Annotated in this window: 21 protein-coding genes, 1 pseudogene and 2 riboswitches; of the genes and pseudogenes, 8 read left to right on the top strand and 14 right to left on the bottom strand. The window is 37.2% G+C overall.

Features of this window, described 5'->3' with window-relative positions; all coding sequences use genetic code 11:
• Positions 1-314 precede the first annotated feature (314 nt).
• Together AN161_RS15940 and AN161_RS15935 are read left to right on the top strand one after the other, a co-directional pair.
• A complete protein-coding gene (locus AN161_RS15940; protein WP_053595335.1) occupies positions 315-1,226 on the top strand; it encodes a DMT family transporter in 912 nt (303 codons plus the stop codon).
• Between the two features lie 87 nt (positions 1,227-1,313).
• On the top strand, positions 1,314-2,081 hold the full coding sequence (locus AN161_RS15935; protein ID WP_053595334.1) for a YqcI/YcgG family protein: 768 nt from the start codon (positions 1,314-1,316) through the stop codon (positions 2,079-2,081).
• Here the strand turns inward: AN161_RS15935 and AN161_RS15930 are convergent.
• The 3 genes from AN161_RS15930 to AN161_RS15920 form a co-directional block, all read right to left on the bottom strand.
• Complete coding sequence (locus tag AN161_RS15930) at positions 2,078-3,403, bottom strand: amino acid permease (protein ID WP_053595333.1); 1,326 nt, start codon at positions 3,401-3,403, stop codon at positions 2,078-2,080. The two genes, AN161_RS15935 and AN161_RS15930, sit on opposite strands and share 4 nt — an antisense overlap.
• 25 nt (positions 3,404-3,428) lie before the next feature.
• The gene (locus AN161_RS15925) at positions 3,429-4,364 is read right to left on the bottom strand and encodes an arginine deiminase family protein (RefSeq protein WP_053595332.1); all 936 of its coding nucleotides are present in this window, start codon (positions 4,362-4,364) and stop codon (positions 3,429-3,431) included.
• A gap of 160 nt (positions 4,365-4,524) precedes the next feature.
• A complete protein-coding gene (locus AN161_RS15920; RefSeq protein ID WP_053595331.1) occupies positions 4,525-4,752 on the bottom strand; it encodes a transcriptional regulator SplA domain-containing protein in 228 nt (75 codons plus the stop codon).
• Positions 4,753-4,988: 236 nt separating this feature from the next.
• On the opposite strand from AN161_RS15920, the gene AN161_RS15915 reads away from it, so the two are divergent.
• The 4 genes and pseudogenes from AN161_RS15915 to AN161_RS30640 form a co-directional block, all read left to right on the top strand.
• Positions 4,989-6,377 (top strand): TldD/PmbA family protein, encoded by a 1,389-nt coding sequence (locus AN161_RS15915; protein WP_053595330.1) that lies wholly within the window; start codon positions 4,989-4,991, stop codon positions 6,375-6,377.
• A 3-nt stretch (positions 6,378-6,380) separates the two neighbouring features.
• Entirely contained in the window at positions 6,381-7,724 is a 1,344-nt protein-coding gene (locus AN161_RS15910) for a TldD/PmbA family protein (protein ID WP_053595329.1), read from the top strand.
• Positions 7,725-8,429: 705 nt separating this feature from the next.
• Positions 8,430-11,561, top strand: a complete 3,132-nt coding sequence (locus tag AN161_RS15905; protein ID WP_053595328.1) for a copper amine oxidase N-terminal domain-containing protein — start codon at positions 8,430-8,432, stop codon at positions 11,559-11,561.
• Between the two features lie 209 nt (positions 11,562-11,770).
• Positions 11,771-12,022: pseudogene (locus AN161_RS30640) on the top strand (glycosyltransferase family 1 protein); the annotation flags it as partial.
• Positions 12,023-12,024: 2 nt separating this feature from the next.
• Here AN161_RS30640 and AN161_RS15900 read toward each other — a convergent pair.
• The 11 genes from AN161_RS15900 to ribE (AN161_RS15850) form a co-directional block, all read right to left on the bottom strand.
• The gene (locus AN161_RS15900; protein WP_053595327.1) at positions 12,025-12,534 is read right to left on the bottom strand and encodes a QueT transporter family protein; all 510 of its coding nucleotides are present in this window, start codon (positions 12,532-12,534) and stop codon (positions 12,025-12,027) included.
• A gap of 152 nt (positions 12,535-12,686) precedes the next feature.
• The gene (locus tag AN161_RS15895; protein WP_053595326.1) at positions 12,687-13,442 is read right to left on the bottom strand and encodes a 3-oxoacyl-ACP reductase; all 756 of its coding nucleotides are present in this window, start codon (positions 13,440-13,442) and stop codon (positions 12,687-12,689) included.
• A 55-nt stretch (positions 13,443-13,497) separates the two neighbouring features.
• Positions 13,498-13,719, bottom strand: coding sequence for a DUF2829 domain-containing protein (locus tag AN161_RS15890; protein WP_053595325.1), 222 nt, complete (start codon positions 13,717-13,719; stop codon positions 13,498-13,500).
• A gap of 104 nt (positions 13,720-13,823) precedes the next feature.
• Positions 13,824-14,192: a hypothetical protein gene (locus AN161_RS15885; protein ID WP_053595324.1), complete on the bottom strand. Its 369-nt coding sequence runs from the start codon at positions 14,190-14,192 to the stop codon at positions 13,824-13,826.
• A gap of 113 nt (positions 14,193-14,305) precedes the next feature.
• Complete coding sequence (locus tag AN161_RS15880) at positions 14,306-15,154, bottom strand: GNAT family N-acetyltransferase (RefSeq protein WP_053595323.1); 849 nt, start codon at positions 15,152-15,154, stop codon at positions 14,306-14,308.
• 194 nt (positions 15,155-15,348) lie between these two features.
• On the bottom strand, positions 15,349-15,906 hold the full coding sequence (locus tag AN161_RS15875) for a histidine phosphatase family protein (protein WP_343069264.1): 558 nt from the start codon (positions 15,904-15,906) through the stop codon (positions 15,349-15,351).
• 218 nt (positions 15,907-16,124) lie between these two features.
• Entirely contained in the window at positions 16,125-17,432 is a 1,308-nt protein-coding gene (locus AN161_RS15870; protein ID WP_053595322.1) for a GHKL domain-containing protein, read from the bottom strand.
• Between the two features lie 964 nt (positions 17,433-18,396).
• A complete protein-coding gene (locus AN161_RS15865; RefSeq protein WP_053595321.1) occupies positions 18,397-19,842 on the bottom strand; it encodes a spore germination protein in 1,446 nt (481 codons plus the stop codon).
• Between the two features lie 325 nt (positions 19,843-20,167).
• Positions 20,168-20,635: a 6,7-dimethyl-8-ribityllumazine synthase gene (ribE, locus tag AN161_RS15860; RefSeq protein WP_053595320.1), complete on the bottom strand. Its 468-nt coding sequence runs from the start codon at positions 20,633-20,635 to the stop codon at positions 20,168-20,170.
• Between the two features lie 349 nt (positions 20,636-20,984).
• Positions 20,985-21,623 carry a 3,4-dihydroxy-2-butanone-4-phosphate synthase gene (ribB, locus tag AN161_RS15855; RefSeq protein ID WP_277815956.1) on the bottom strand — a complete coding sequence of 213 codons (639 nt, stop codon included), beginning with the start codon at positions 21,621-21,623 and terminating at the stop codon, positions 20,985-20,987.
• Positions 21,624-21,843: 220 nt separating this feature from the next.
• Positions 21,844-22,482 carry a riboflavin synthase gene (gene ribE, locus AN161_RS15850; RefSeq protein WP_053595319.1) on the bottom strand — a complete coding sequence of 213 codons (639 nt, stop codon included), beginning with the start codon at positions 22,480-22,482 and terminating at the stop codon, positions 21,844-21,846.
• Between the two features lie 241 nt (positions 22,483-22,723).
• Positions 22,724-22,849, bottom strand: a riboswitch (FMN riboswitch).
• Between the two features lie 203 nt (positions 22,850-23,052).
• Positions 23,053-23,178, bottom strand: a riboswitch (FMN riboswitch).
• A gap of 288 nt (positions 23,179-23,466) precedes the next feature.
• Here ribE (AN161_RS15850) and AN161_RS15845 point away from each other — a divergent pair.
• Together AN161_RS15845 and AN161_RS15840 are read left to right on the top strand one after the other, a co-directional pair.
• Positions 23,467-24,594, top strand: coding sequence for a YibE/F family protein (locus AN161_RS15845; RefSeq protein WP_053595318.1), 1,128 nt, complete (start codon positions 23,467-23,469; stop codon positions 24,592-24,594).
• A complete protein-coding gene (locus AN161_RS15840) occupies positions 24,594-25,370 on the top strand; it encodes a YibE/F family protein (RefSeq protein WP_053595317.1) in 777 nt (258 codons plus the stop codon). Before AN161_RS15845 ends, AN161_RS15840 begins: the two co-directional genes overlap by 1 nt.
• Positions 25,371-26,138: the final 768 nt, after the last annotated feature.

The following is a 26,138-nucleotide window of genomic DNA, read 5'->3' as shown; positions in this document are numbered from 1 at the left end:
ATTATTAACTTTAAATTATCTACATTTTTTCTTAGTTTTCTTTCAAGTGAGTAGACAAAAGCAATGCAACTAGCCCCGCCGCCTACCACAGCCAATTTAATTTTTTAACAAAAAATACTATTTTTCAAAAATTTTTTCAAATAATTATATATGTGAATATAATACTGAAATTCTATATCTTGACTAAATTGTTAGTCCGTAATAACATTATCAAATATCTAAATATTAAATAAATATAGAAAATACAGATTATTTAAGATTTTAGTTAGAATTATAATTAATTATAATTTTGGTAAATTAAAAGGAGGCCTCATATGGAACTTACACTTCAACGTAAACATAATTTACATGCAATTGGTGTATTATCTTTAATTCTTTCGGCAATTTTAACTTCTGTTAGTCAAGTTTATTATGCAAATCGTGTGCAAGCTGTACACCCATTTCTTTTTACAGGTATTAGCTTTTTTATCACAACATTATATTTCCAATTTTTTTCAATTAAGCAGCAGTCATCAATGAAATGGAATAAAGCTGCTACCCCAATTTTATTAAAATTAAATTCTGCATCTGTTTTAGCTTTTATGGGATTTTATTTTGCATTAAAATATATTGAACCAGCGATTGTAAGCTCACTGGAAATGGGGTTAGGTCCTTTATTTGTTATATTATTAGCAATTAAGCAAAAACATCATATAAACGTAGCTAAAGTAAGTATTGCTATAGGTACTTTAGTGGCTTGTCTCATATTAATTTATGCAATATTTGCTGGGAAGTCTGCATTGATAACTTGGAGTAAATTTAGTTTATTAGGTATTCTAGCTAGTATAATATGTGGGTTAGGTGCTGTTCTTTGTACACTTTATTCAAAACAGTTAAGTGAACTAGGTTGGACTAGCTCAATGATATTATCTAAGAGGTTTTATGGCATTATTCTTTTATCATTAATTGCTACATATGACGTAATATTAGATTATTTGATTGGAAATATAGGTTGGATATTACTAATGACTTTACTTGGTGTATTAGTTCCTATGTATTTATTACAAAAAGGAATTCAATATTGCACACCTTTCTTTGTAATGATGTCATTGTGTTTTATTCCTGTTTTTACTTTTTTCTTTCAGCTTTTTGATACAAGGTTACAATGGTCTAATATCACTTTTCTGGGCGTTGTTTTATTATTATTGTTAGGAATTTCAAGTGTTATTGTAGATAGGAACGAGTAGCGATTCACCAAAACATTGACTCTTTTACATCGTCACATTTTTACTCTTTCTTTAATAGTCTAAAGAGGTAAGAAGGAGGAGACATAAGTGGAAGTAGCAGTGTTAGACAAGAAGTGGATTGAAGAACATTTTGAAACACTTCCATTATGGCAACAGTCAGCATATACCGACTTCGCTGCCATGGTTGCAGATGAAGCAAATACGTTCCCCTGTATTCCAGCTAGAAAAGGGTTTTTATCGAACGAGCTTCGCTATAGCTTTATAGGAGATCCACGAGAGGAGCAATCGATAAAGACGTTAGCACTATGTTTAAAGAAATACAATAAGTGGTCTCAAACGTTTGGAAAATATACAACACATACCGTTTTCTTTAAAACCCCTAATGATATGCATAAAAATTTCGAAGTTGAGGATTATAGAAATTTATTTTGGTCAGTTTTAAACAATTTAACTAAATTTGATGATGTCGATTGGCCAAAGGAAATTCCAACAGCCCCATCGCATCATGAATGGGAATTTTGTTTTAACGGTGAGCCTTATTTTGTGTCTTGTGCAACTCCCGCACATAAATTGCGTAAGAGTCGTCATTTCTCCACTTTATTAATGGCATTTCAGCCACGCTGGATATTTGAAGAAATGAACGACTCTACTGTATTTGGTCGAAAATTAAAGAAGCTTATTCGTCAACGCATTACCGAATACGATGCTATTCCAGCTCATACTGATTTAAAATGGTATGGGCAAGAAGACAGTTATGAGTGGAAACAGTATTTTTTAAGTGATGATAATAGTAGTGCATCGAAATGTCCTTTTTTACGTATGCAACATTCTCTTCAGAAAAACAAAGAACATTAAACATGCTTACCGTGTTTTTGCCTTTTCATGACAATCCAAGTCGCAATTCCTATGATGATGATAAAAAGCAGGCTCACGAAAAAACCGAGTCTGCTTGTTTTTTCCCCTAACGTCCCAGACACTGTCACCACAATGAGTAACATCCCGATACTATTCTTCACATACTCCCACTTCGACAGCTTCATTAGCTTCCTATATGTCACTAATATAAAGAGCCAGTTATAAATTAACATTAAGCCTGCAGCTGTAACTAAATATTCAAAAATCTTTTCTGGCATGAGGAAGCCGATAACAATGGTTATAATTAAACCACTAGCTAAAAAGAGAAATGCAGGAAATGGAATCTTCATTTTCCCTTTTTTCGCCAGAGAAGCTGGAGCATCGTGGTCTTCTGCCAGTGTAATGAGAATCGTGATGACCGCATATAAAGAGGCAACCATTGTTGAAAAACCTGCAATAATTAAAACGCCATTAAAAATGTCTGCAAAAAAAGGTATGTGATAACCATTAAGCGCTGTAATAAATGGGCTTTCTTTAATATTAAAGTCCTTCCAAGAAACAAGCGCCAAGGCAAGCATAATAGCCATTAGAAAAATGATAGTTATAGCAATAAGCATCACTTTTCCGGCTTTCGGTGCTTCTTTAGGATTTTTTAAATCAATGACCATTAAACCCATAACCTCAATTCCACCAAATGCATAAAAGGCATATAGCAATCCAAGCCATATTCCTTTCACACCTTGTGAGAATAATTCTTCATAATTTGCATGCAGTGCATCGAGTGTCGTTGTTTCCGTATTGAATCCTTTTATTATTAAGACAACCGCTACTATAATAAACATGACAACCGCTGCTGCCTTTAACGCACCAAAAATATTTTGAAAGTTTTCAAAGCCCTTCATCCCCATAAGAATAACGGTTAATCCAAGTGCAGCATAAATAGATGCAGCAACCCATAATGGAAGTGTAGGAAACCAAAGCCTTGTAAAAATACCAAGCGCCGTCAATTGGCTACCCATAATGAGCATCTCAGAAATCAAGTAAATCCAGCCATTACTAAATCCTGCCCAATTTCCAAAAGCTTGCTTTGCATACGTACGGAATGATCCCTTATCTGGATTGTCAACTGACATCTTAACAAGAGCATCATAAACAATATAAGTAGCAATTGCCGCTAACAAAAAAGGAATTATAACAGCAGGACCACTTTTATGAATGGCCATACTTGTCCCAAGAAAAAATCCTGTTCCTAGTGTACATCCTATACCGAGAAGTGAGAGCTGCCACCAAGACATCCGCCCTTTACTTGTTTTAGATGCCATTTCAATCAACCCTTCTGCCTTTTACTTACTTTCGTAGCAGTGGCAATGTCATGCAACGAATGCCGCCACCCCCTTTTTCTAGCTCTGTTACGTCAATTTCTATCAAATTCTTTTTACGCAATGTTGGATGCTTCGTCCATTGCTGCTTCGTTGCTTGCTTACTAATCAGCAATGTTTCCGGATTAAGATTGATAAAATTGATATCTGGGATTGTATTATATGTTTCAAGCCAGTAAACGTCAAAGCCATGGTGATTTAAAAATTGTTCGGTCATTTCAAAACGACTTGTTTGAGCTGTAAACACGTGTACAGGAAAATAACGCATAAAGTTTTTAGCTATTAGCAGATTATCGTTCGCAACATTACAATTCATATCTAAATGAAGTGTATCGGAGCGTCTTGGCAAATCAATGATCGCAATTTCCGAAAATCCTTCTTGGAAGATACGCTCCTTGATACTTTCCACAGCCTCTAATGTTGTTCTCATTCCAATATTAATAAGCACGGCATCCTTATTTAAAATGAGCACATCGCCACATTCTAAAGCAGTATAAGGTTGTTTAACTTTTAAAAATTTCTCTGGAAACCACTTTTCTAATAATGAGTGAGCATGTGGGTACTCTGGACGCCTTAGCGAGCTACCTGCCTCTCCAAGGAACATACTATTTCCTATAACACAGGCAAGATCGCGGACAAAGTACCTATTAATAAGCTGCTCACTTACTGTTGTCATATCATTTGGTAGCTCTTTCGAATAATCAATCACCTTGACACCCGCATTTTCTAGCGTTGTCTTAAATTCCAGGAAATTCTCCATTGCTTTTACATGATTGACAGCAGCACTCCATCCTACATTTTCAGCTATTGTTAAATCTGGTACATCTAGTTTTGAAGGTGCACAAAGCATAACAACCTCAAGTTCCTCATGCTCTGACCAACAATTCGATTGAAATGAATACATAATGTTTCTCCCCTTCTTCATGGCTATCTCTGTTAGCGTTACCATCAATTTTGGGATTATACAAATCAATTTCGCCTTTGTGTAATGGCCGCTGTGCATGAAACCGCATTTATATTCCAGGAAAATCAGTTCCTATAAGACTTCTTATGTTCTACCTCCATCAATGAAAATATTGGTGATAAGCTTGCTCAGCATCCACTTCGCTCGTAAATATTAACATATCATTTGTTAGCGGATAGTACTTCTCAAAGAGGAATAGCGCCATCTCCGTTGAATTATCCGGAATGTTCACTACTGCAGCTTCCTGTATGTTTACTACATCATCAATAAATGGATGTTGATAAAAAATGAAAACTATATCCCCTGCACTATATTGCTGTTGCTGCATTCCATCACCTTCCTATGCCTTTTCATTAGTTTGGGTAAGAAGATGTTAAATATAATCAATTTTTGATTCTCATATAGAAATTTATTTAAATGCATGATTTTATTGCAAACATTTTCCAACTACCAATACTCCATATCATAAAATGTCACAAATAGAATATATATAATTATGTGATACACTTCACAAATACAGAATTTTTAAATTATTTGGTATACTTTAAAAAAGGAGGGAAAAATATGATTAAACAATCAGTAATTGAAAATGTACTTGAAGCGGCACTGTCTACAGGTGGCGATTTTTCCGAAGTTTTCATCGAGGATAAGTTTGCCAATGAATTAACATTACAAAGTGGAAAAATTGAACAAAGTATATCAGGGCGTGACTTCGGCATTGGTATACGCATTTTTTCCGGTCTTCAGAGCATTTACACATACACAAACGATTTCTCAGAGGAAGGCTTACTAGCAGCAGCAAAACGAGCAGCACTTGCCATTAAAGGCGGTACTACTGGAACGATTCAACCACTAAAAAAAGAAATTATTACGCCAATTCATAACATTATCATTCTACCAAACAGTGTGGAGCATGCTAGAAAAGCAACGATCATGCGGCAGGCTAATGACATTGCTAGAAATTATGATGAACGCATCAGTCAAGTTAAAGTTCGGTATCTTGACGAAGAGCAGCATGTTTTAATCGCCAACTCAGAAGGAAAATTTGTAGAAGATACACGTATTCATAGTCGACTTGCTCTCCAAGCAACAGCCTCCGAGGGCAAAGAAATGCAAACGGGCTTCTATGGTCCTGGTGCACATGCAGGCTTTGAGTTTATCGAAAATCTAAATCTAGAGCACTATGCTGGTGAAGCTGCACGTATTGCGGTTACTATGCTTCATGCCGACGAATGTCCTAGCGGTAAATTCCCAGTCATCATTGATAATGAATTTGGTGGCGTTATTTTTCACGAGGCTTGTGGTCATGGACTTGAAGCTACAGCCGTCGCTAAAAACAATTCCGTTTTTGCAAACCGTATTGGCGAAAAAGTTGCCCCCGATATTGTTACATATATTGATGATGGCACACTTCCAAACGAATGGGGTTCTCTTAACATTGATGATGAAGGGGAAAAAACACGAAAAAACATCTTAATTGAAAATGGTATTTTAAAAGGTTACATGATCGATAAATTTAATGCACGCCGTATGAATGCTGAACCGACTGGCTCTTCACGTCGCCAATCCTACCGTTTCAATCCAACATCCCGAATGACGAACACATATATCGCTCCAGGCACATCTACACCGGAAGAAATTATTGCAGCTACCGAATATGGAATTTATGCAAAATATATGGGTGGTGGGCAAGTAAATCCCTCTACTGGTGACTATAACTTCGCGGTTATGGAGGCTTATATCGTGAAGGATGGAAAAATCGATCGTCCCGTACGTGGTGCAACGCTTATAGGCAACGGGGCAAAAACATTGCAGCTAGTTGATCGTGTTAGTAATAATCTTGCGCACGGTGCTGGCATGTGCGGATCAATTAGTGGTAGTCTTCCTGTCAATGTTGGTCAGCCAATGATTCGTGTTAGTGAAATGACAGTTGGAGGAACAAAGGGGGAATAATTGATGAACATTGCTGAATATCAAGAAAAATTACTAGATAAGGCGATAGAAGCCGGTTTTAAAGAGGCTGAAGTATATTTTGAACGAAAAAACTCTTTTAAGTGCATGCTTTATGAAGGACAGATTGATAGCTATGAAACCTCTGAGGATGGGGGTCTAAGTCTACGTGGGCTGCATAACGGAAAAATGGGTTACGCCTATACAGAAAAACTAGACGATGTTTCGATGTCCTTTTTAATCGACAGTGTAAAGGCAAATGCAGATGTACTCGATGAAAATGAAGGAATAGATATTTTTGAAGGCAGTAATGAATACACGCCATATGAATTTTACAATGAAGAATTAGAGACTATTGGAATTCCTGAAAAAATAGAGCTACTTCGTTTAATTGAACAAAAAGTTCGTGCGTACGATTCGCGCATTGTAACGCTTGATTATTGTTTCCTTCAAGAATATAGTACTGAACGTTCATTAGCGAATAGTAAAAACCTTTCCTTATCACATAAGGAGAATGGTTTAGTCATCTTCCTTTCCACAGTTGTCAAAGAAGGTGAGGAACTGAAAACGGGTGGTTATTTGAAAATGACACGTGATTTTCATGCTCTCAATGCTGATGAAATTGCAAGAGCAGCAGCTGAGGAAGCACTTGCGAATTTAGGTGAAAAGTCGATTCCATCTGGAAAATATCCAATCATCCTACGCTCTGATGCGACAGCCTCTTTACTAAGTACCTTTATGCCAATTCTGTCAGCTGAAAATGCACAAAAGGACCAATCTTTATTAAAAGGGAAAGTCGGACAAAAAGTGGCCTCAGATACTTTAACATTACTGAATGCCCCATTCCATCCTGATGCTTTGTCTGGAGCAAGCTTTGACGGTGAAGGTGTTGCAACAAAGGAGCAGGCGATAATTTCAAATGGAACACTGCAAACACTATTGCATAATAGAAAAACGGCAAAGAAAGAAGGCTGCGAAACGAGTGGGCATGCCCATAAAGACTCTTATAAAGGTACTCTATCAATAGCACCTCAAAATTTATATATTTCACCAGGTAAGCGATCACAGGAAGAGTTAATTGCATCAGTCTCTGAAGGAGTACTTATTTCTGAATTATCTGGCCTTCACTCTGGTACAAATACGGTTTCTGGTGATTTTTCAGTTGCAGCAAAAGGATTCCATATTCAAGATGGCAAAATTGTCTCCCCTGTCAAGCAAATGACAATAGCCGGAAACTTCTTTGAGTTCTTAAACGATATCGAAGAATCTGGCTCAGAGCTTTACTTCCTACCGGCTGGGTATGGCTCCCCATCCCTACTTGTAAAGGAGCTATCAGTGACAGTGGAATAAAACGGAAAAAGCGAGTCACATTTTATAGATCCAGCTAGACTATATGGTACTTCTCGGCAATGCTTGTCGCTTATCATCGCGACAAGCTTTTTGATTGCAGCTGATTCGCCTCGACGGAGATATGCCCATCGACCTACTTCTGATCCAGCTGTTCTTGCGACTGAGGTACTCGCAAGCTGATGACCGAATCTACAGCCTTCTGAATGGATATGGCGATATCGGCAAAAGAGTTGCCTGCTGCTAGTGCTTCGTATAGTCCATCTGTATAATCCTAAGTTTAGAGCCGTACCTACTGCATCAATAAGTGGGTTACTGTTCCTCTGTTTGGAATTGCTATTGTTCTGGTCAGCCCGCTTGACCGGGATAATAGCCATCGCTTTCGCCGCGGCGGTAGTCTGTCCTGGTATACCTGAACCCCATGTAATGAAGAAAGTCATCGTCTCTTCATAACGATTCGTTTTATAATCATAGAAATGTAACCCTCTCCATTCGTACTATGAATAATACGCCGAGAAAGATACGACGAGGTTACATTTATTATTTCATATAGGAAAACGACCAATAAGGCTGATGGTATCACCTTCTTGGTTAAATTTTCTTTACGGGGTAAAAATACGAAACTCTTTTACCTGTTGGTACGTTATAATTATAAGATGATATTTATCATGTCAGGTTAACAGATAGGCATGAGGAAGGAGGGAATTTATGAAGAAAATATGGACTTTACTTCTTGCAGCGATACTTATTGTACCGTTATTGCTGCAGCCAGCGACCGCTCAAGCGGCAAAGGCCATCACGATTTATGTGGACGGAGTTCAATTAAAGACCGACCAGCCGCCAGTGATGGTTCAAGGGCGTGTTATGCTGCCGCTTAGAGCAATCTTTGAGGCATTGGATGCAAACGTGGATTGGGATCGAAAGAATCAAACCGTTACAGGAATTAAAGGAGATACAACGGTAGTTCTCAAGATTAAATCAAAGGTAGCTACAATTAATGCCGAGAGAGTTACGCTTGATGTACCTGCACAGATAATAAATGGCAGAACAATGGTACCAGTACGCTTTGTTAGTGAAGCGCTTGGTCAGGATGTTGACTGGAACTCGTATAATCAGATCGTATCTATTAAATCTGATACTCCGATCAATATCAGTATTTCTCCAGCGAACTATGTGTCGGTTAGAGATATTGGTAATCAAGGAGATGGGCGTGACCTGGAGGTTACCTACTCCAAATCGTCTACTGAATCACTTGTGGATCATTACCGGGTTCTCGTTGTGAAGGCTTCAAAAAGCTTTAATCAGGCGTCGGCCCTGAAGGTCTCCGCTTCAAATTATACGAAAGTATCACCTGCCGGCTCGGATCGTTCTATAATATTAACTCAAAGTTCACGGGATGTGGACGGAGACTATATTAGAAATGACCAGCCTTATGTAGCTTATGTACTTACAGTTGGGAAAGGTTCTTATTCCAGCGTATTATCGAATTCTTCTCCGAAGATTACTCTAACGAACACGTCTTCGGTTGCAGAGGTAACAAATGTGAAAATTAGCGATATTAGCGATTTCGATGATGGACGCGATATCTCGATTAGCTTCACTCGTCCGCAGAATGACAACAATATTTCGAATTACCGTGTGTTTATCGTAAAGACCAAGGATGCTAGCAATTTCAGCCTTACTACTGCGAATAATTTATCTAGTAGCTACTATACTACAGTCAATAAATCTGGAAGCAATGGTGGCACGTTGTCAGGAACTCTGACTTCTTCGTCGCGCGACTCTTCCGGTGATTATATTAAGAACGGCGTACCTTATACAGCGTTCGTTCTGTCTGTAAGCAACACAAATTCAGCTGTTAATAAGCTGTCTTCTGCTTCATCTTCAGTAACACTTAGTTCAAATAGAGCGAATATTCCGATTATTACTCAAGTTGATGATGTCAATGACTATGGGGATGGACGCGATCTGCGGGTTAGCTTCAACAAAGCGTCAGATGAGTCCAACATTAGCTCTTATCGAATCTTTGTTGTAAGAGCTAGCAACTATTCGAACTTCACATTGACGAAGACGAACAGTCTGTCCAGCTCTTATTACACGCAGGTGAACAAGACGGGTTACAATATTACTCAGGTTCTCTCTTCAGGCGCACGAGATACAGACGGTTATGCCATTCAGAATGGGGTCAACTATCGTGTATTTGTTATGGCCGTAGCTAAGAACTCAGGGAATAACGGGTTATCGTCTGCTTCCAATGCGATTACGCTATATAGTAGCAACGTGGGTGCCGTATCGAATCTCTTTGCCAGCGATGTGAATGATTATGGCAACGGTCGTGATCTCTATGTCTCTTTCACTAAAGCGGCGGATGAGTCTAATATTAGTCACTATCGCATCATGGTTGTACCAACAGCGTATTACAGTAGCTTCAGTCTGTCGGATGCAAATAGCGTATCCAGCAACAATTATACGACTGTGAGCAAGTCAGGAAATAACACTTACGGGCAGGCGCTCTCGGAGAATGCTCGGGATGTGCGCGGCAATTATATCAAGGAAGGTACTAGCTACCGAGTCTATGTTCTCTCAGTAGGCTATGGTAATTATTCCGGCAGCAATGCGCTGTCCGCGCCGACGTCTACGATTACGCTCGATAAGAACTACAATGTGCAAGCTGTAACCAATCTGACTGTTGCTGATGTTAACGATTTTGGAGATGGTCGTGATTTGCAGGTAACGTTCACGAAGCCTTCCGATGAAACAAATGTCAATCATTATCGGATTTTTGTCGTACCGACAGCATATTACAACAGCTTCAGCCCGTCACAAGCCAATGGCAGCTCTTATTACACGTTCGAGAGCAGGGGCGGGAATAGAACGGTAACTAGGACATTGGAAAGTGCCAAGGACGTACGCGGCGAAAACATTAAAGAAGGCACTGGCTATCGTGTCTATGTACTAACTGTAGCGAATGGAAATTCTTCAAGCGCCAATGCTCTTTCTTCTGCTTCGTCGGCGATTACGCTTACTAAAAACAAAGCCGTTCAAGCGGTCAGCAATGTTACTGCAAGCGATGTAAATGATTTTGGAGATGGCCGAGATTTACAGGTATCGTTCAATCATGCATCTGATGCATCGAACATAAGCGAATATCGAATTATGGTAGTACCTAAAAATAAACCATTCAATACTTCAATAGCAAGCAACATCCAATTTCCAAACTATACTACCATAAGTACTTCTGGCAGCAGTACTAGCCAGGTTCTTAACGTTAAGGCAACGGATATAGATGGGAATTCTATCACTAATGGTACGCAGTATAACGTTTACGTATTGTCAGTTGGAAAAGGCAGTTCAACCGGCACATTTACATTGTCTAGCGCTTCGAATGAAGTTACGTTAACCAATTCTGCCGCGGTAGAAGCAGTAACTAATGTAAGTCTTTCTACCGTTGGGAATACTGGCACCTATGAAGACATACGGATTAACTTTGATAAAGTAAGCAATGAAAACAACGTAACAGAATATCGAGTATTTTTGATTCCAGCAGATAAAGTAGGAAACTTCAAGTTGTCTGATGCGAATAAGGTCAATCCACAGAATTACACCTCATTCAAGTCGAACGAAAATACTAATGGTGCATCTATAAAGATGTTTGATGCATTTGGAATTAAAATCAATAGTGATACTACTTATCAAGCTATAGTAATGACCGTAGCCAAATCGGGAAATGGAAGTTTAAATATGTTATCTTTACCGTCTACTCAGTTCATACTTCAGTCTAAACAAGATGATACTCCGGCAGAAGAGGTAAAGTCTGCCCCATCTGACACTCAATCTTAAGAGATAAGCAATACTTCTTCACAGAAGGGACTCCCTTAATGGTGCTTCACCGACCATAAGATGGAGTCCCTTTTTGCTGTGTTTAGCATAGCGCATTTGTACTTTGAGAGTTCTATCCGTCACTGTCTTCCGAAATGTTTCTATGAAGACTGGTCTAAATTGGTATAGGGTAATCATGTAGCTGTACAATAATAAAGTACGCTATAGTGGAGAATCGTAGCCCAGATCTTATGCTGGAATATGGCATACAGAATCCGGACAAAGAAGATTATATGGTGTTCAGCGGAATGTCTACAAGGAGAGTATGAAAAAATACGATATTCCTCGCAATGTGAAGCTCAAATTTGCTCTGACCCAGACGGAGGTATTTGAGCTATGAATTCGGCCAAGATGGCTGGAGCTGTTCTATACTCAATACTTTTGCGGTGCCATTAATCGAGGCGATGGGTCAGATTGCATTAAATCATTTCGTCAAATCAATTTTTTTATTTAATAAATAAATAGTCATACCACCAACAGTCATGGACAGTAATTCTCCAACCCCTACCGTAAACCAAGTTGCCCAAAACGGAAGATCATAGAGGATTGTTAATTGTCCTGCAACGGTGAACATTGATATAGCAAAAATCAATGCAGTTATAACCATTTTTACAATATCATTTGTTATATTTTTCGTTACTCTTCGACAAAGAATTAAAACGAGAAATGTCGCAATTCCACCAATGGGTACATCTAATATCCACGTTGGTGACATGAAATTTGCGAGTACTACTCCTAGAGTCACGGCTACTACATAGCGCTTGTTGTATAGGGCCAGGTAGTTGAACATCTCCGACAAACGAAGTTGAACTGCCCCAAAACTAATGACTGACAATAAAACGGTTACAGCCACATATAAAGCTGCAACAAGTGCCGTCTTTGTAAGTTCGATTACAGAAGTACGGCTTGAATCTTTTACAATAGATGTATTCAATTTTATTCTCCTTTGTAAAATAGCATATCGGCTATTTTAGTAATAACTACGACCAAAGGAAGAGAGCTTTTCGCCCTATCTGAAGTGCCGTAGTGCAAGCGAAATTTTGCTTACTTGCGTATTATAGCAGAAGAATTTACGATTGAACAACACTATTTAGTAAGCCAGCCGCCATCAATCGGGATAATTGTACCGTGCATATAATCAGCTGATTGACTAGCCAAATAAAGTGTTAAACTCGCCACTTCACTTGGTTGTGCCCAGCGTCCAGCAGGTGTTTCATTAGCGACCCATTTGGCCATTTCTCCATCGCCTTCAAAGTCTGCCTTGTTCATCGGTGTTTGAATGGCTCCAGGTGCAATAGCATTGGCACGAATTCCTTCCCGACAATAATCTAAGTCTAACTGCTTCGTATAGCCAACAATCGCATGTTTAGACGCTGTATACGCCGCACCACCACCGCCTGCAACAAGCCCTGCAATAGATGCCATATTAATAATTACGCCTGATTTTCTTTTTACCATATGGGGTAATATCGTATTTGTCACAAAAAATGTACCCTTTACATTGGTATTCATAATTTTATCCCAAAGTGCCTCATCTGTATTGAGCGTTTTTGCGAAGCCATCTAAAACGCCTGCGGTATTTAATAAAATATCTACTTGCTTAAATATAGAAATCGCAGCTTCAAATGCGTGCTCTACATCGTTCTTATTACATACACTACCTACTGTATAGGCAAATTGTTCAGGAAATTGGTTATGTAGATTTACTAACCCTTGCTCATCTAAATCAAACCCGAATACACTCGCCCCATTTTCTAAAAATGCAATAGCTTGGGCTTGACCAATACCTGAAGCAGCCCCCGTTACAAATACCGTTTTACTGTTATATTCTTCAAACTTCATATATATCTCTCCCCAAAAAACAAAGAAACCACCTCATTTGAGATGGCTCTTTCGATTAATTGACAATTACCCAATCTTCCGCTAATAAATCACAGACTGTCGGTGTGAACATTGTATAGCCCTCACCACGTACATTAATTAAAAAATAAGGATTCAAAGCCTCGCCATCATGTTCGCTTTGTCCAACAACCTTCACATACAATTCGGCACCGCCCCAACCTTTACGAATTACTTTTTCTCCCGCTTTTAAGCGTGGTAATATCTCTTCAAACGTCATTTAAATTCATCCTTTATTTACATTCTTTATCGGATTAGTATACTGGAATTATCGAGTGTTGACAACCTGTTAAAAATACGAATAAGTACTGTTCGTTGGTATAATTAGCCCTCAAGCAGAACCGTATAAAGTATTTGTTGCCCATTTGATTCTGCAATGATTGTATAAGTATTATTATCATTTGTAGAAAAAATCTCTGTTCCACTTTCCAATTTAGTAGCATAAAAATCTTTGAATTTTTTAGAGGAATTTGTAGTTTTAACAACTTCCCCTATCTTCTCACTCTTTGTAAATTCTAATTTTTTTATCGATTCCAAGCTTGTAGCATTAATATAAATTAAATTATTATACTGAAGAATATCTACTTGAGAATGTTCTTTAAGAATAGATGTCGCAGTAGGGTTAGTATTTATAGCCGGTGCACAACCTACCAATACCAATATTAGTAAATTACATATGAGTATTTTTCTCATTACTAAAAACACCTTCTTTTTTAAACTACCTGGAACAACTGGAACTTAATTTGAATTCATCAACGTTGACATTTTCAAACTTTACTTAATTTTCTCTACTACCCCACAAACAATCAATCCATTTTCTTCTTCATTTGCACCTGCTCTGTCTTCACCTCTAGCCCATTTTCCATCAAATAGCTTGTGGCTGGATTACTTGCTAAAAAGTTAACTGTAGCCATTTCTACCTTATGATTTGTAATACTTGCGATAAAGTGTGGAATATCTTCTACATTGCCATTCTCCAATAGCTCTAATTGATAAAGCACTATGCGGTCGATTGCTCCATCCTGATCCCATACTGTTCTATATAGCATATAGCCAATCGCTTCATTATTTTCGTTATAAAAAACTTTGGCTTCTCCTTGTTTATTACTTTGCCAGCTACATTGCCAAGGAACATCTTCCTGATAAAAAGATAAATGTGGTAGCTGTTCGGGTCGAATGATTTCTCCATGAATTGCGGCTGATTTCTCTATTTTGGGGTCAAAATCACCGCTTAAAAATAGCAATTGATTTGTAATTGTATAGCCATACTTCTCATATAAAGCGATTGCTACTTTATTCTCTTTAATAGCTTCAAGCGTTGCAACTTCCACGTTCTCTCTATCATAGATGGCAATGGTTTCTTCCATTAAAGCGCGAGAAACACCTTTACCGCGATATTCTGGAGAAATACCTGTTCCACCATTCCAAGAGGTTTTCTTGCCATCAATTTGTCTAAAGCCATTTAAGACAATGCCAACAGGATCATTATGATCAAATGCGACTATTGAAAGCTCTGGGGATAGTCCCTCCCCAACAAGTCGATTTAAAAACACCTCTTCATTCATATCAATTTGTACAAAATACCCCTCAAAGCCTTTATTCCAAGTTTTTAACGTTTCCTTTAGTGTGCACTGTGAGACTGTTTTTATTTCCACGTTTTTCCCTCATTTCAATTTTACTTTGAGCTACTACCTAAATACGATCAAGTGAAACTTTAATCAGTAGGGGGCTTCATCTCCCACTGATTATTAGTCTTCACCAATCCATTTTTTGCAGCCTAATTCTTTGCATTCACCGAATTTTTGGGTGGGAGACTTGTACCTGACTTTTCGCTTTCGGTACAGATAAACTACTGCCCGTTAATGCGGGATAAATCTTCTATCGTTAATTTTTTTACTATTTCATAGCCGTTTCCAGGACCTTTTGGCTTAACAATAACCATTCCCATGTTTGAAATTTTTCCTAATCCAATACCTACAGGAAAGCTATGGGCAATAATTACTTGATTCATTCCCTGTGGCGGCTTTCTTTCTAACACTGATTGCAGATTTGATAATATATTCGTTTGTTCATTGATAGAGATTTTCCCACCTAACTTATAGATCTCATACCAAAATGGTTCAATTTGGACATACGTATTGGGGAAGGCCAGCTGTGCCGTTTCAATTGTACGGCAAAAAGGACTTGCGACAATCGGTGAACTAATTGGAATTTGGAAATAGCGTAGCATTTGTCCAAAATAAATTGCCTCCCTTCGCCCAACTTCAGACAAATTTTTTTGAGTAAAACAATCTTGTAAATTTAAATAAGGCTGATCTATGCCGGCCGTTGCTTCTCCATGCCTTGCATATATAATGAATCCACCCTTTTTCAATAAATTAAGGATCGAATTATCCAATTTTTTCATCCTCTCCTAATAATACCATTTTGGTTATTAGTAATATATGAAATGAATTACTCAAAAAATGTAACAGTGAAAGTTAAAATAGCTTTTCGCATAGTGAAGCAGTTACTTCAACGGCAGAGCAGATAATTAGTCGTTAATTCCTTTACTTCGCTGGTAGCGGACTCCAATCAATAAAGATAAAAAAACCTCCTACAATTTTTTGTAGGAAGCTTCGAAATTTACTTTATTGGAATGTTTACTATTGCTGTTGTCTCTAAATGTTTTGTGGAATCGATAGAAATTTGTCCGTTGTACTTATTGACAATTTCATTCACAATAAATAAGCCCTGCCCTCTTATTTTACCATTTCCTGGTTTCTTCGTGGAAAATCCTTGCTTAAATATATGCCCTGCTTCCACAATATTTGGTCCAGTATTTGTAACCTTAAATTCATACTGCGTGTCATCTGCTTTACAGCAAATTGTTATTTTACGTTGATCTTCTGGCAATTCATTTGCCGCATCAATCGCATTATCTATTAAATTCGACAAGATTTTGATTAAATCCGTTGTTTTAATTTTATCAAATGTATCCTGTGAGATTGTGAAATCCATATCAATATTATGATTTTGTGCCGTTAATTTTTTCGTTTGCAACAATATCGATAAGCCTGGATGGTCAATATTTAATTTAAGGGCCTTAATAGCCTGTACCTCTTTAGACAGTGAATATAAATATTGTTTGGCCTGTTCAGGTTTGTCTAATTGCAGAAGTCCATGCAATACTTGTATATGATTTGTGAAATCATGTCTTAAGGAAGACACGGAAGTGATTAAAGTTTTAATTTCTGCTTGATATGTATCTTCTGTCGCTCCAACTTCCTTCGCCACTTCTTTTTGATACCATCTCTGTAAAAAGTAAAAAGAGCCGATAACGATTAAAATAAGTACACCATTAAAAATAAAGATAAGAAGATTATCTTCGATCACTTTTCCCTTGATGCCATTTAGTGTGTCTGCACTAATATCGATACCTAAATATGCAATAATTTCCCCTGTTTCATCCTTTACCGGTGCACCCACAGATAGATAGGCACCGTGTGTAGAATCTTGTATTACACCTGTTACATATGTTTCTCCTTCATACGCTTTTTGCACTTGCTGTTCAGGTACTGTACAAACTTCTCCGATATCGAAGCCTTCCGTTAATTCACCTGGTAACCCGATAATCATTGCTGTAGATACCTTTGGATTATCAACCTCTAATGTATAAACAAATAAAGCACCTAGTTTTACTCTTGCATCATTTAAGTAGCTTCTTAATGCCCAATAATAATCATTTTTTTGAGGGTTTTCTAAAAATTGTTGGTACGCCTCTACATCAATGGAAGACGCAATAGTAATAGCCGCTTCCAGACTTTGATTCGCTATTGATTCTTCTACTGTCTTTTTCATTTTTATATAGGATGTAAAGATGTTTAAACTCGTAAACAATACTAATAGGATAGTTGATAGTATTAAAATTAGTTTTATTTTTCGTTTTTTCATACAAACTGGTACTTCCTCATCTATAGAAATAAATAATGCTTAATTTAGCTGGAGCTTTTCAAAATTGTTAGACAAAGTCGACATAATTGTCATACTTTTCAATATTCAAACAATTTTATATCCGATAATACTATTATACTATAACAAACTTCTTTTTTTATGGTTGTTTTATATTCGCCATTTAGAGAGCATTTGACTCTAGTAAGAATTCACTGGTCGTTCGCTATTTTAGGGTTTTGCACCTTATTCCATTAGCGTAGTGATTCATTCTGCCTGTTGAGAAATCAGTTGAAGGTGTCCTCAAGATGTTTCAGAAGAATCTAGACGGCAATGCTAGCCACTGTTTTTAATCAATCAAGCTCTTTCTTTAATCGTGGGCATTAGTACGTTAATCATAAAAGCAACGTTCAATTTGGATAAATTCAGATTTTGCACGTCTTTTTAACGATGAAGGAATCTTCGCCTCACTAAATAAGAATATTCGTTCTTATTTTATCATTACAAGAAAGTTTTGGCTATCGCCAACCGCTATTTAGCGCCTACTTACTCATTAGGATATATTCTCCCCATTTCTTGAAGTGTAAGTCTTCTGTCAGGAACTGATAAAATTCAAACATCATTTTTTATTTTTCGAGCGCAACATTTGTAATAGCCGTAACCATTAGTTTAATAATCCTTCCCTAGAAAGTAAACTAAAAAGGAGAATAGCATTTTATCATACCAACCTTTTATTATATTTTTTTACCATTCCATCTGCATTGTTTGGAAATTGTTATCGGTTCTGCGTCCTCTCCTATTCCAATGATAACCTCTAAAAGCTTTGCTGAAATAAGGCATAAAAAGAAGATCAGGCATATAAACCTGATCTCTTCATAATAAGTATTTATCCTGCATTAACTGCCCGTAAAACTTGGTGAAGACTAATAATAAGTGGGGGATAAAGAGACCCCACTTATTAAAAACTTTATTTTTTCTTACTCGATGTTTTTGACTTATCTTGTACATTTAAAAATTCAGGTCGGTTACGATAACCTGCTGGAGATAAACGAACTAAAGATCTTTTAATGTCCTGCCAATCTAAATCTGCTCCCATATTTAAGTACGGTACACCTAATACTCGTAAATTTGCAGTATAAAGAAGGATGAAAAACACCGAAATGAAGAATCCAAACAACCCAAAAAAAGCAGATGCTAAAATGATGATTAACCTTAAAATACTCATTGCTGTTACAAAAGATTGATTGACGAGTGTAAAAGCTGCAATACTTGAAGTAGCTATAACGACAATCATGGCAGGACTCGTAACACCCGCTTTAATCGCAGCATCTCCAATAACTAATCCCCCAACAACACTTATTGAACCACTGATAACATTGGGTAGATGTATATTTGCTTCTCGAAATAATTCAAACATAAAAAGCATCATTAAAATCTCAAGAATCGTTGGAAATGGGAGCCCCATTCTTGATTCAACAACTGTTGCTAAAAGGATGAATGGCAATTGCTCCTGATGATGGGTCGTTAGTGCTAGCCAAAAACCTGGTAAAAGCACACTTATAAGGACAGCTACTATTCGTAGTATACGCTCCATAGAGCTTACAATAATCGGATATTCATTATCCTCACCAGATTTAAATAGTAACATTGAATTAGCAGGAGTAATAATGACATATGATACACCATCAACTATGATGATAATGCGCCCGCGACTTAAAGCTTGTATGGCGAAATCAGGACGCCCAGTATAATCATGTCTAGGTAGAACCTTCGTACTCTGCTCAATTCTTTCCATCAATAGATCCCCACTAAATACAATATCCGTATCAATTCCCTGCAGCTGTAATTTTATTTGCTCAAGCATCTTTTGATTTACGACATCTTCTATATAAAGTACAGCTACGGTTGTTTTAGAACGTTTACCAAGTTCATATGTCTCAACGCTTAATGAATTAGTAGGTAATCGTTTTCGTAATAAAGCAATGTTAATAAAAACATCCTCTATAAAATCATCTCTAGGGCCTTTGACAACTAATTCAAGTGTTGTTTCTTTAGGCTCCCGATTTGGTTTTTTAGCAATATAACTTGAATACAGTAAATTTATATCTTCAAAATACAGTAATGCATGTCCTTTATAGACTCTTGTAATGGCCTCATCTTTATTTGATATTTTCTGAAGATGGGGAATGTGTAAATTCTCTTGTATATGTTCCTCTAACAGTTCTTCCGATGTTTCAAAAAATAATGATTGGACTCGTTGTACAATAACGGTCTGTAGTAACTGCTCATTAATCATCGCTTCACATGTTATCAAATGTACTTTATGTTGCTGAAAGATAAACTCTTGGAATATCACATCAGCAGAGCGTTGAAATAGTGCCTTCAAAGATTTCAAATTTAAATCATGTTCCATTGATGAAATATTCCTCATCTCCTACTGAGTCAGCTCCAGATTAGTACATTTATGAGAAATCAATTTCGCCTTAGCGTAATTGTAGCTGTCGCTTCTCTTTCGCTACGAAAACATTTGTAGCTGTCGCTTTGCTTTCGCTACGAAAACATTTGTAGCTGTCGCTTTGCTTTCGCTACGAAAACATTTGCTGAATGAAGTTAAACTTTCAATAAATACACTTACGGATATTTTCCCCATGGATTTAAAAAATATTCAAGGATACATGTTGCTTAAAGTGCCTGATTAGAATAATTCACTATTAAATACCGATACTATAGAAAATACTTTATCGAATCATCTTCTTTAAGTTTGCCATTTCAATAGCAGACATTGCCGCATCATAGCCTTTATTGCCTGATTTAGTACCTGCGCGCTCAATCGCTTGCTCGATATTTTCAGTGGTAACAATGCCAAAAATAACTGGTACATTTGTAGATAGTGACACACTTGCAATACCTTTTGCCGATTCATTACATACATAGTCATAGTGTGTTGTAGAGCCACGAATCACCGTACCTAATCCAATAATTGCGTCATACTTCTTTGTTTCAGCCAACTGTTTAGCGATGTAAGGAACTTCAAATGCACCAGGAACCCATGCTACATCGATAGAATCCTCAACTACACCATGACGCTTTAAACCATCTAACGCCCCGTCTAATAATTTACTTGTAATAAATTCATTGAAACGACCTACTACTACCGCTATTTTCAAATCCGTACCAATTAATTGTGCTTCAAATGTTTTACCCATTTTTAATCTCTCCTAATTTATATTATCTAATCACAATAACGTGGGGTTGATTTCCGTTCCGACTGGGCGCTTTCCTGGGGGTGTCGGGGCAACAAATAGTTTTCTGTGCGAAAGCGCGGCAGCGACAGGATGTTTTTTGCGCGAAAGCGAAGCGGCAGTGGCAGGATATTGGTCACGAAGGCGTTATCACAGGACGTGATGCATTTAGCCTTCGTTCCCTACTCGCTTGCGCTCCAGGGTCTCATCTGTGACGCTGAACCCCAAGGAGTTGCCCAGTCTCCACTCCAATCAACTTATATACATGGAGTACGTTTTAACAAATGTCATCCCAAATTTTTGGTGATAGCCTTCATATTGTTAGTTTGTTTTCTTCTATTATTTGTTGGCGTCGATATGTTGCCAATGCTTCAATTGAAATCATTTTTAAATGATGTTGCGCTGCATATTTAACAAGGTCATGAAAGCGTAGCATTTTGCCATTGTCCCCCATAATTTCACAAATAATGCCTGCGGGAATACTGTGACAAAGCTTGGCCAAATCAATTGTTGCTTCCGTATGTCCTCTACGCTCTAATACACCATCTTCCTTTGCTATTAATGGAAATACATGACCTGGTCTACGAAAATCCTCAGCCTTTGCTTGTGGTTCTATCATTTTTTTTATAGTCATCGCCCGTTCAAAGGCGCTAATTCCTGTCGTTGTGTTCACATGATCTAGGCTAACGGTAAATGCCGTTTGATGATTATCTGTATTGATACTAACCATAGGGTTTAATGCTAATTTTTGTGCGAGCTGCTGTGAAATCGGCGTACAAATAAGACCTCTTCCATAGGTCGCCATAAAGTTAATTGTTTCAGGTGTCATAAACTCCGCCAGTGCTAGTAAATCCCCTTCATTTTCTCGGTCCTCATCATCCACTACAACAATCATCTTACCTTGTTTTAAATCCTCTATTGCTTCTTCAATTGAATGTAGCAATATCGCCACCTCCTGTTCGTAATATGTTATTAGATCAATTATGCCTCGGCATAATTGCGTCCGAAATCGGCTTTGTGCTTAGGCCTGCGTGATGCAGGTCAGTTAGCCGTTATCGCATGGATGCGGTGATTTTAGGCTAACATCCTATGCGAACTCCTTTCCGATTCTGTGACATCCGCCGGAGGCTTTAACTTCTTTCAGCGGATGTTTTGACTTCTGCTGAAAGAAGTTAAAACCCATTTTGCGCTAAGAAGTCTCTTGTAATGGTCGGCGTTTCCTGCCCACGCTTAAGTTGATGCAAAATGTATTTTCCAACTAAATCTGTCTCTACATTGACGAGATCACCAATTTTCTTCATACCTAAAATTGTTTCCTTGTAAGTGTGGGGTATCAGTGATACTGTGACACTATTTTTCTCGACATGAAAAAGTGTTAAGCTCGCACCGTCAATCGTGATGGAGCCCTTTAGAATACAGTAGCTCGTTAACTCCTCTAATAGCTCAATATCAATATAGATTGCATTTGCTAATGGCCGCTTACGCAATATTTTCCCTACTCCGTCTACATGTCCAGATACAAAATGACCACCGAACCGTCCACTAGCAGGCATGGCGCGCTCTAAATTTACCGGATTTCCAACAGCAAGCTGCTGTAAATTTGTTGCTCTCACCGTTTCAGGCATTACATCCATTGTTAGCTCCTGTTCATTAAAATGTGTCACTGTTAAACAAATACCATTGACTGCTATACTATCCCCGAGCTTAACATCCTCCACCATTTTTGAAGAAATAACAGTAATTTTCATACTTTCCTTATCGTTTTGCAAGGTTTTTACGGTACCAACATCCTCAACAATCCCTGTAAACATTTTTTCACCTGCTTCCTACGCTTTGAAGTGTTCCATTCACTTGTTATAGGTTTCTAACCTTCGCTTTCGGATTTCTATCTGTCATTTTGACAGTTCTATCCTTCTGTACCTCCTCCCAGCAATCAAAAATTTTCGTTCAAACAAAAAACCCCTTTGATTAAAGGGGTTTGGGAGTTCATATAAATAAGACGTTAACAAATAAACCTCATGGATACAAAATTTTTCCATAGGCTGTCATCTCATCGTTCTTCTCCCATCCAGACTGTCACTGTCGGTTTTGGATTTGCACCAAATCAGCTTGCGCTCACGGACTTTGAATTACTTCATCACCGCCGATTGGGAATTTCACCCGACCCCGAAGAACTACTGCTATTCAATTCGTTAGCTAAATAAATCAATTTCGCCTTGGCGTAATTGCGTCCGGAGGCTTTATCTTTATTCAGTGGGTGTCCAAACACCTACTGAATAAAGATAAAAAAAACTTCCCAACTTAAACGATGGGAAGTAGTTTACATAAAAGCATACTCAAATAAACCTTATAAACTCAAGTGAATTTAAAAAGCTCATACTTTTACCCTTCTCCCATCCAGACTATAACTGTCGGTTTTGGATTTGCACCAAATCAGCTTGCGCTCACGGACTTTGAATTGCTTCATCACCGCCGATTGGGAATTTCACCCGACCCCGAAGGATATTTTTATTTAGCTATTTCTTACGATAACACTATTTTATTAGGTTATCCAGATAATTCTTAATAAAAATTTTTACCGGTATTTTTATTTTTACCGATAATTTAGCTCTCAAGGGGTATTTTAAATAAGGAACCTCTAATCCATTAGAGCGTTACATTATACATGGCTATTTTTGATCGGCTTGACAATGACAATTTGTAGTGTTAGTGTGAGGCGTTGTTTGTTGCAACTTCAACAATAGCACTTGCTACGAACATGATTAGATTCCCTTCTCTCATTGGAGGTTTTATTAATGCAAAACATCTTGAAAAAAAAGTCTTATAAAAAAGTTATATTTTATACCTTTATTGTAATTTGCTTCATCGCTTCGGTTTATTTCGTTTATCACAACGAAGCATTTTATGATCGTTCAATTGCAGAAGTTATAAAAACAGAATTAGAAGAATCAACCCCTGTAACGGATATGTATGAAAATGATGATCATTTATATACTCAGCTTATTACTGCTGTATTAAAAAATGGTGAAGAAAAAGGTCGGCTTATTCATTTTACAAATGAGTATTCAGCATCTGGGGCCTTCGATCAAGAGTACCATGTTGGGAATAAATTATTTGTTGACATTAAAGCAAACACAAACAAAAACGCAGATTTAACAGGGACTATTTTAGACGTAAAGCGCGATCAATTTGTCTTGTTGGTTGCGTGGGTTTTTGTTTTTGCTTTGCTGATTGTTGGTAAAAGGCAAGGATTGTTTTCGATCATCAGTTTGATTGTGAATGCTCTTGTATTATCCTTCGCTCTGGATTTATATGTGAAGCATTCAAATATAAGTTTGATATTCATAAGTGGGGTATGTATTCTTTTATTTACAGTCATTTCTTTGTTACTCATTAACGGTTTTAATGAAAAAACATATGCAGCGATTGTTGCAACACTTATAGGAATATTTATTTCGTTATTGATTACCTCTTTAGTCATGTGGATTACATCCGAAAATGGTCTTCGTTATGAAGAAATGCAATTTTTAACGCGGCCTTATCGAACGGTTTTTATGGCTGGGTTATTTATTGGATCACTAGGAGCTGTAATGGATGTTTCAATTACAATGGCTTCTTCGATTTTTGCTTTATTTGAACAAGATCATACTATTTCTGACAAAGCACTGAAAACCTCAGGGATTGATATTGGAAAAGATATCATGGGACCAATCACAAGTATTTTATTTTTTGTTTATATAAGTGGATCAATACCTATGTTAATTTTATATTTGAAAAATTCTTCTACATTAGGGCTAACACTATCCATGAACCTTTCGTTAGAGTTAGCTCGGGCCTTAGCAGGTGGTATTGGCGTTGTCTTAACGATTCCCATCAGTCTATACACTTCTATTTTTTTCATTAATCGAAAGAGGGCAAAATAATGAATGTATTAGTGTGGTTAACTGCCATTTTATTTATATTGATGATAGTTATTGGTGGAAAAAAAGGAGTACGATCTTTTCTATCTTTATTTTTAAACTTTGGAGTGCTCTTTATTACCATCTTTTTAATGACCAATCCAAAAAATAGTCCGATTATATTAACGCTCATTGCCTGTACAGTCATAAGTTGGATAAGCTTATTTTATATTAATGAAATGAGCAGTAAAACGGTGACTGCATTCATTTCTACGATGATTACCATAGTAATTTTATTACTGTTCATTGTTTTTGTGACGGAGAAATCAATGATTCGAGGCTTTGGCGAAGAATCAACAGAGGAAATTAGCATATTTTCACTTTACATTAGCGTCGACTTTGTTCAAATTGGCGCTTCCGTCATTATTATAAGTACAATTGGTGCCATTTTGGAAGTTGCCATTTCCATCGCAACTTCCATGCATGAGATTCTTCATCATAACCCATTCATTAGCAGAAAAAAATTATTTACATCTGGATTAAGCATTGGAAAGGACATTTTAGGTACAGATACAAATACATTATTTTTCGCTTTCTTTGGTGGATATTTAAGCTTGCTAATATGGTTTAAAGATTTATCTTATTCAATTGGCGACATTATAAATTCTAAAGTATTTGCCACTGAAATGATTATGATATTTTGTGCAGGCATTGGGATAGCACTCATCATTCCTATTACTTCCTCAGTAAATGCATATTATTTAATAAAAAAACGAGAAAAAACAGAAAATGCTTTATAATAGGCCGTACCTGTCAGCCGTCTCATTACTAACGGATGACAGGTACTTTTTATACTCCTCTACTTTATAAAACTGATCCTCTCATCTAAAATCCTCTAGCCATCACTATCTCTCTAAAAAATGAATGCTATATCAAAAAAAATTATCTAAATTGTGAAATCGTATGTTTGAGCGTAAAAAAGTACGTACTTCAGAGAATTTTTTTCTTGCTATAGTAAAAAACAGGCGGGTTGGTATCATGGAGGTGTACTAACTATAAGGAAAGAAAATCGCTGAAAATCAACATCACGATTACATAAAAAAAGTGGTTCAACTATCCATAATATAACTAGCATAAGTTATATCAAAAAAACTTATAGAATTTTACACAATATTATTATCCGAAAATTCTGCAGTTTTATCATATTAACTTCTCATAGCTTCTAGGATGCATGAAGTTCTTTAGGAACCACTATCACAAATATGTTTTTGAAGGAGTTATAGCAATTGAATAAAGAAATAAAAACAGGTCCCATAACGGCGAAGGCACTGAAAAAGTCCATAGCTTCTCACATTGCGAGGTATTCAATGATTANATTGCGAGGTATTCAACGATTAAATCGTTGAATGCCTCGCTTTTTTCATTTGGCACTGTGACTCTACTGTTGTTTTCCGAAGCATTCCGCTCGCTTTCCGCGGGCGAGCGCCGAGCCCATAGCTGTCAACTTAAGATTTTAAAAAATATCCAATTGATTATTTTTTTAATGAACAATGAGTTTTACGTTTATA

This window comes from Lysinibacillus sp. FJAT-14222 (genome assembly GCF_001278875.1).
Taxonomy (GTDB): Bacteria; Bacillota; Bacilli; order Bacillales_A; family Planococcaceae; genus Lysinibacillus; species Lysinibacillus agricola.
Note: the sequence above shows the minus strand (reverse complement) of the source record. Positions and strands in the feature narration are given on the sequence as shown.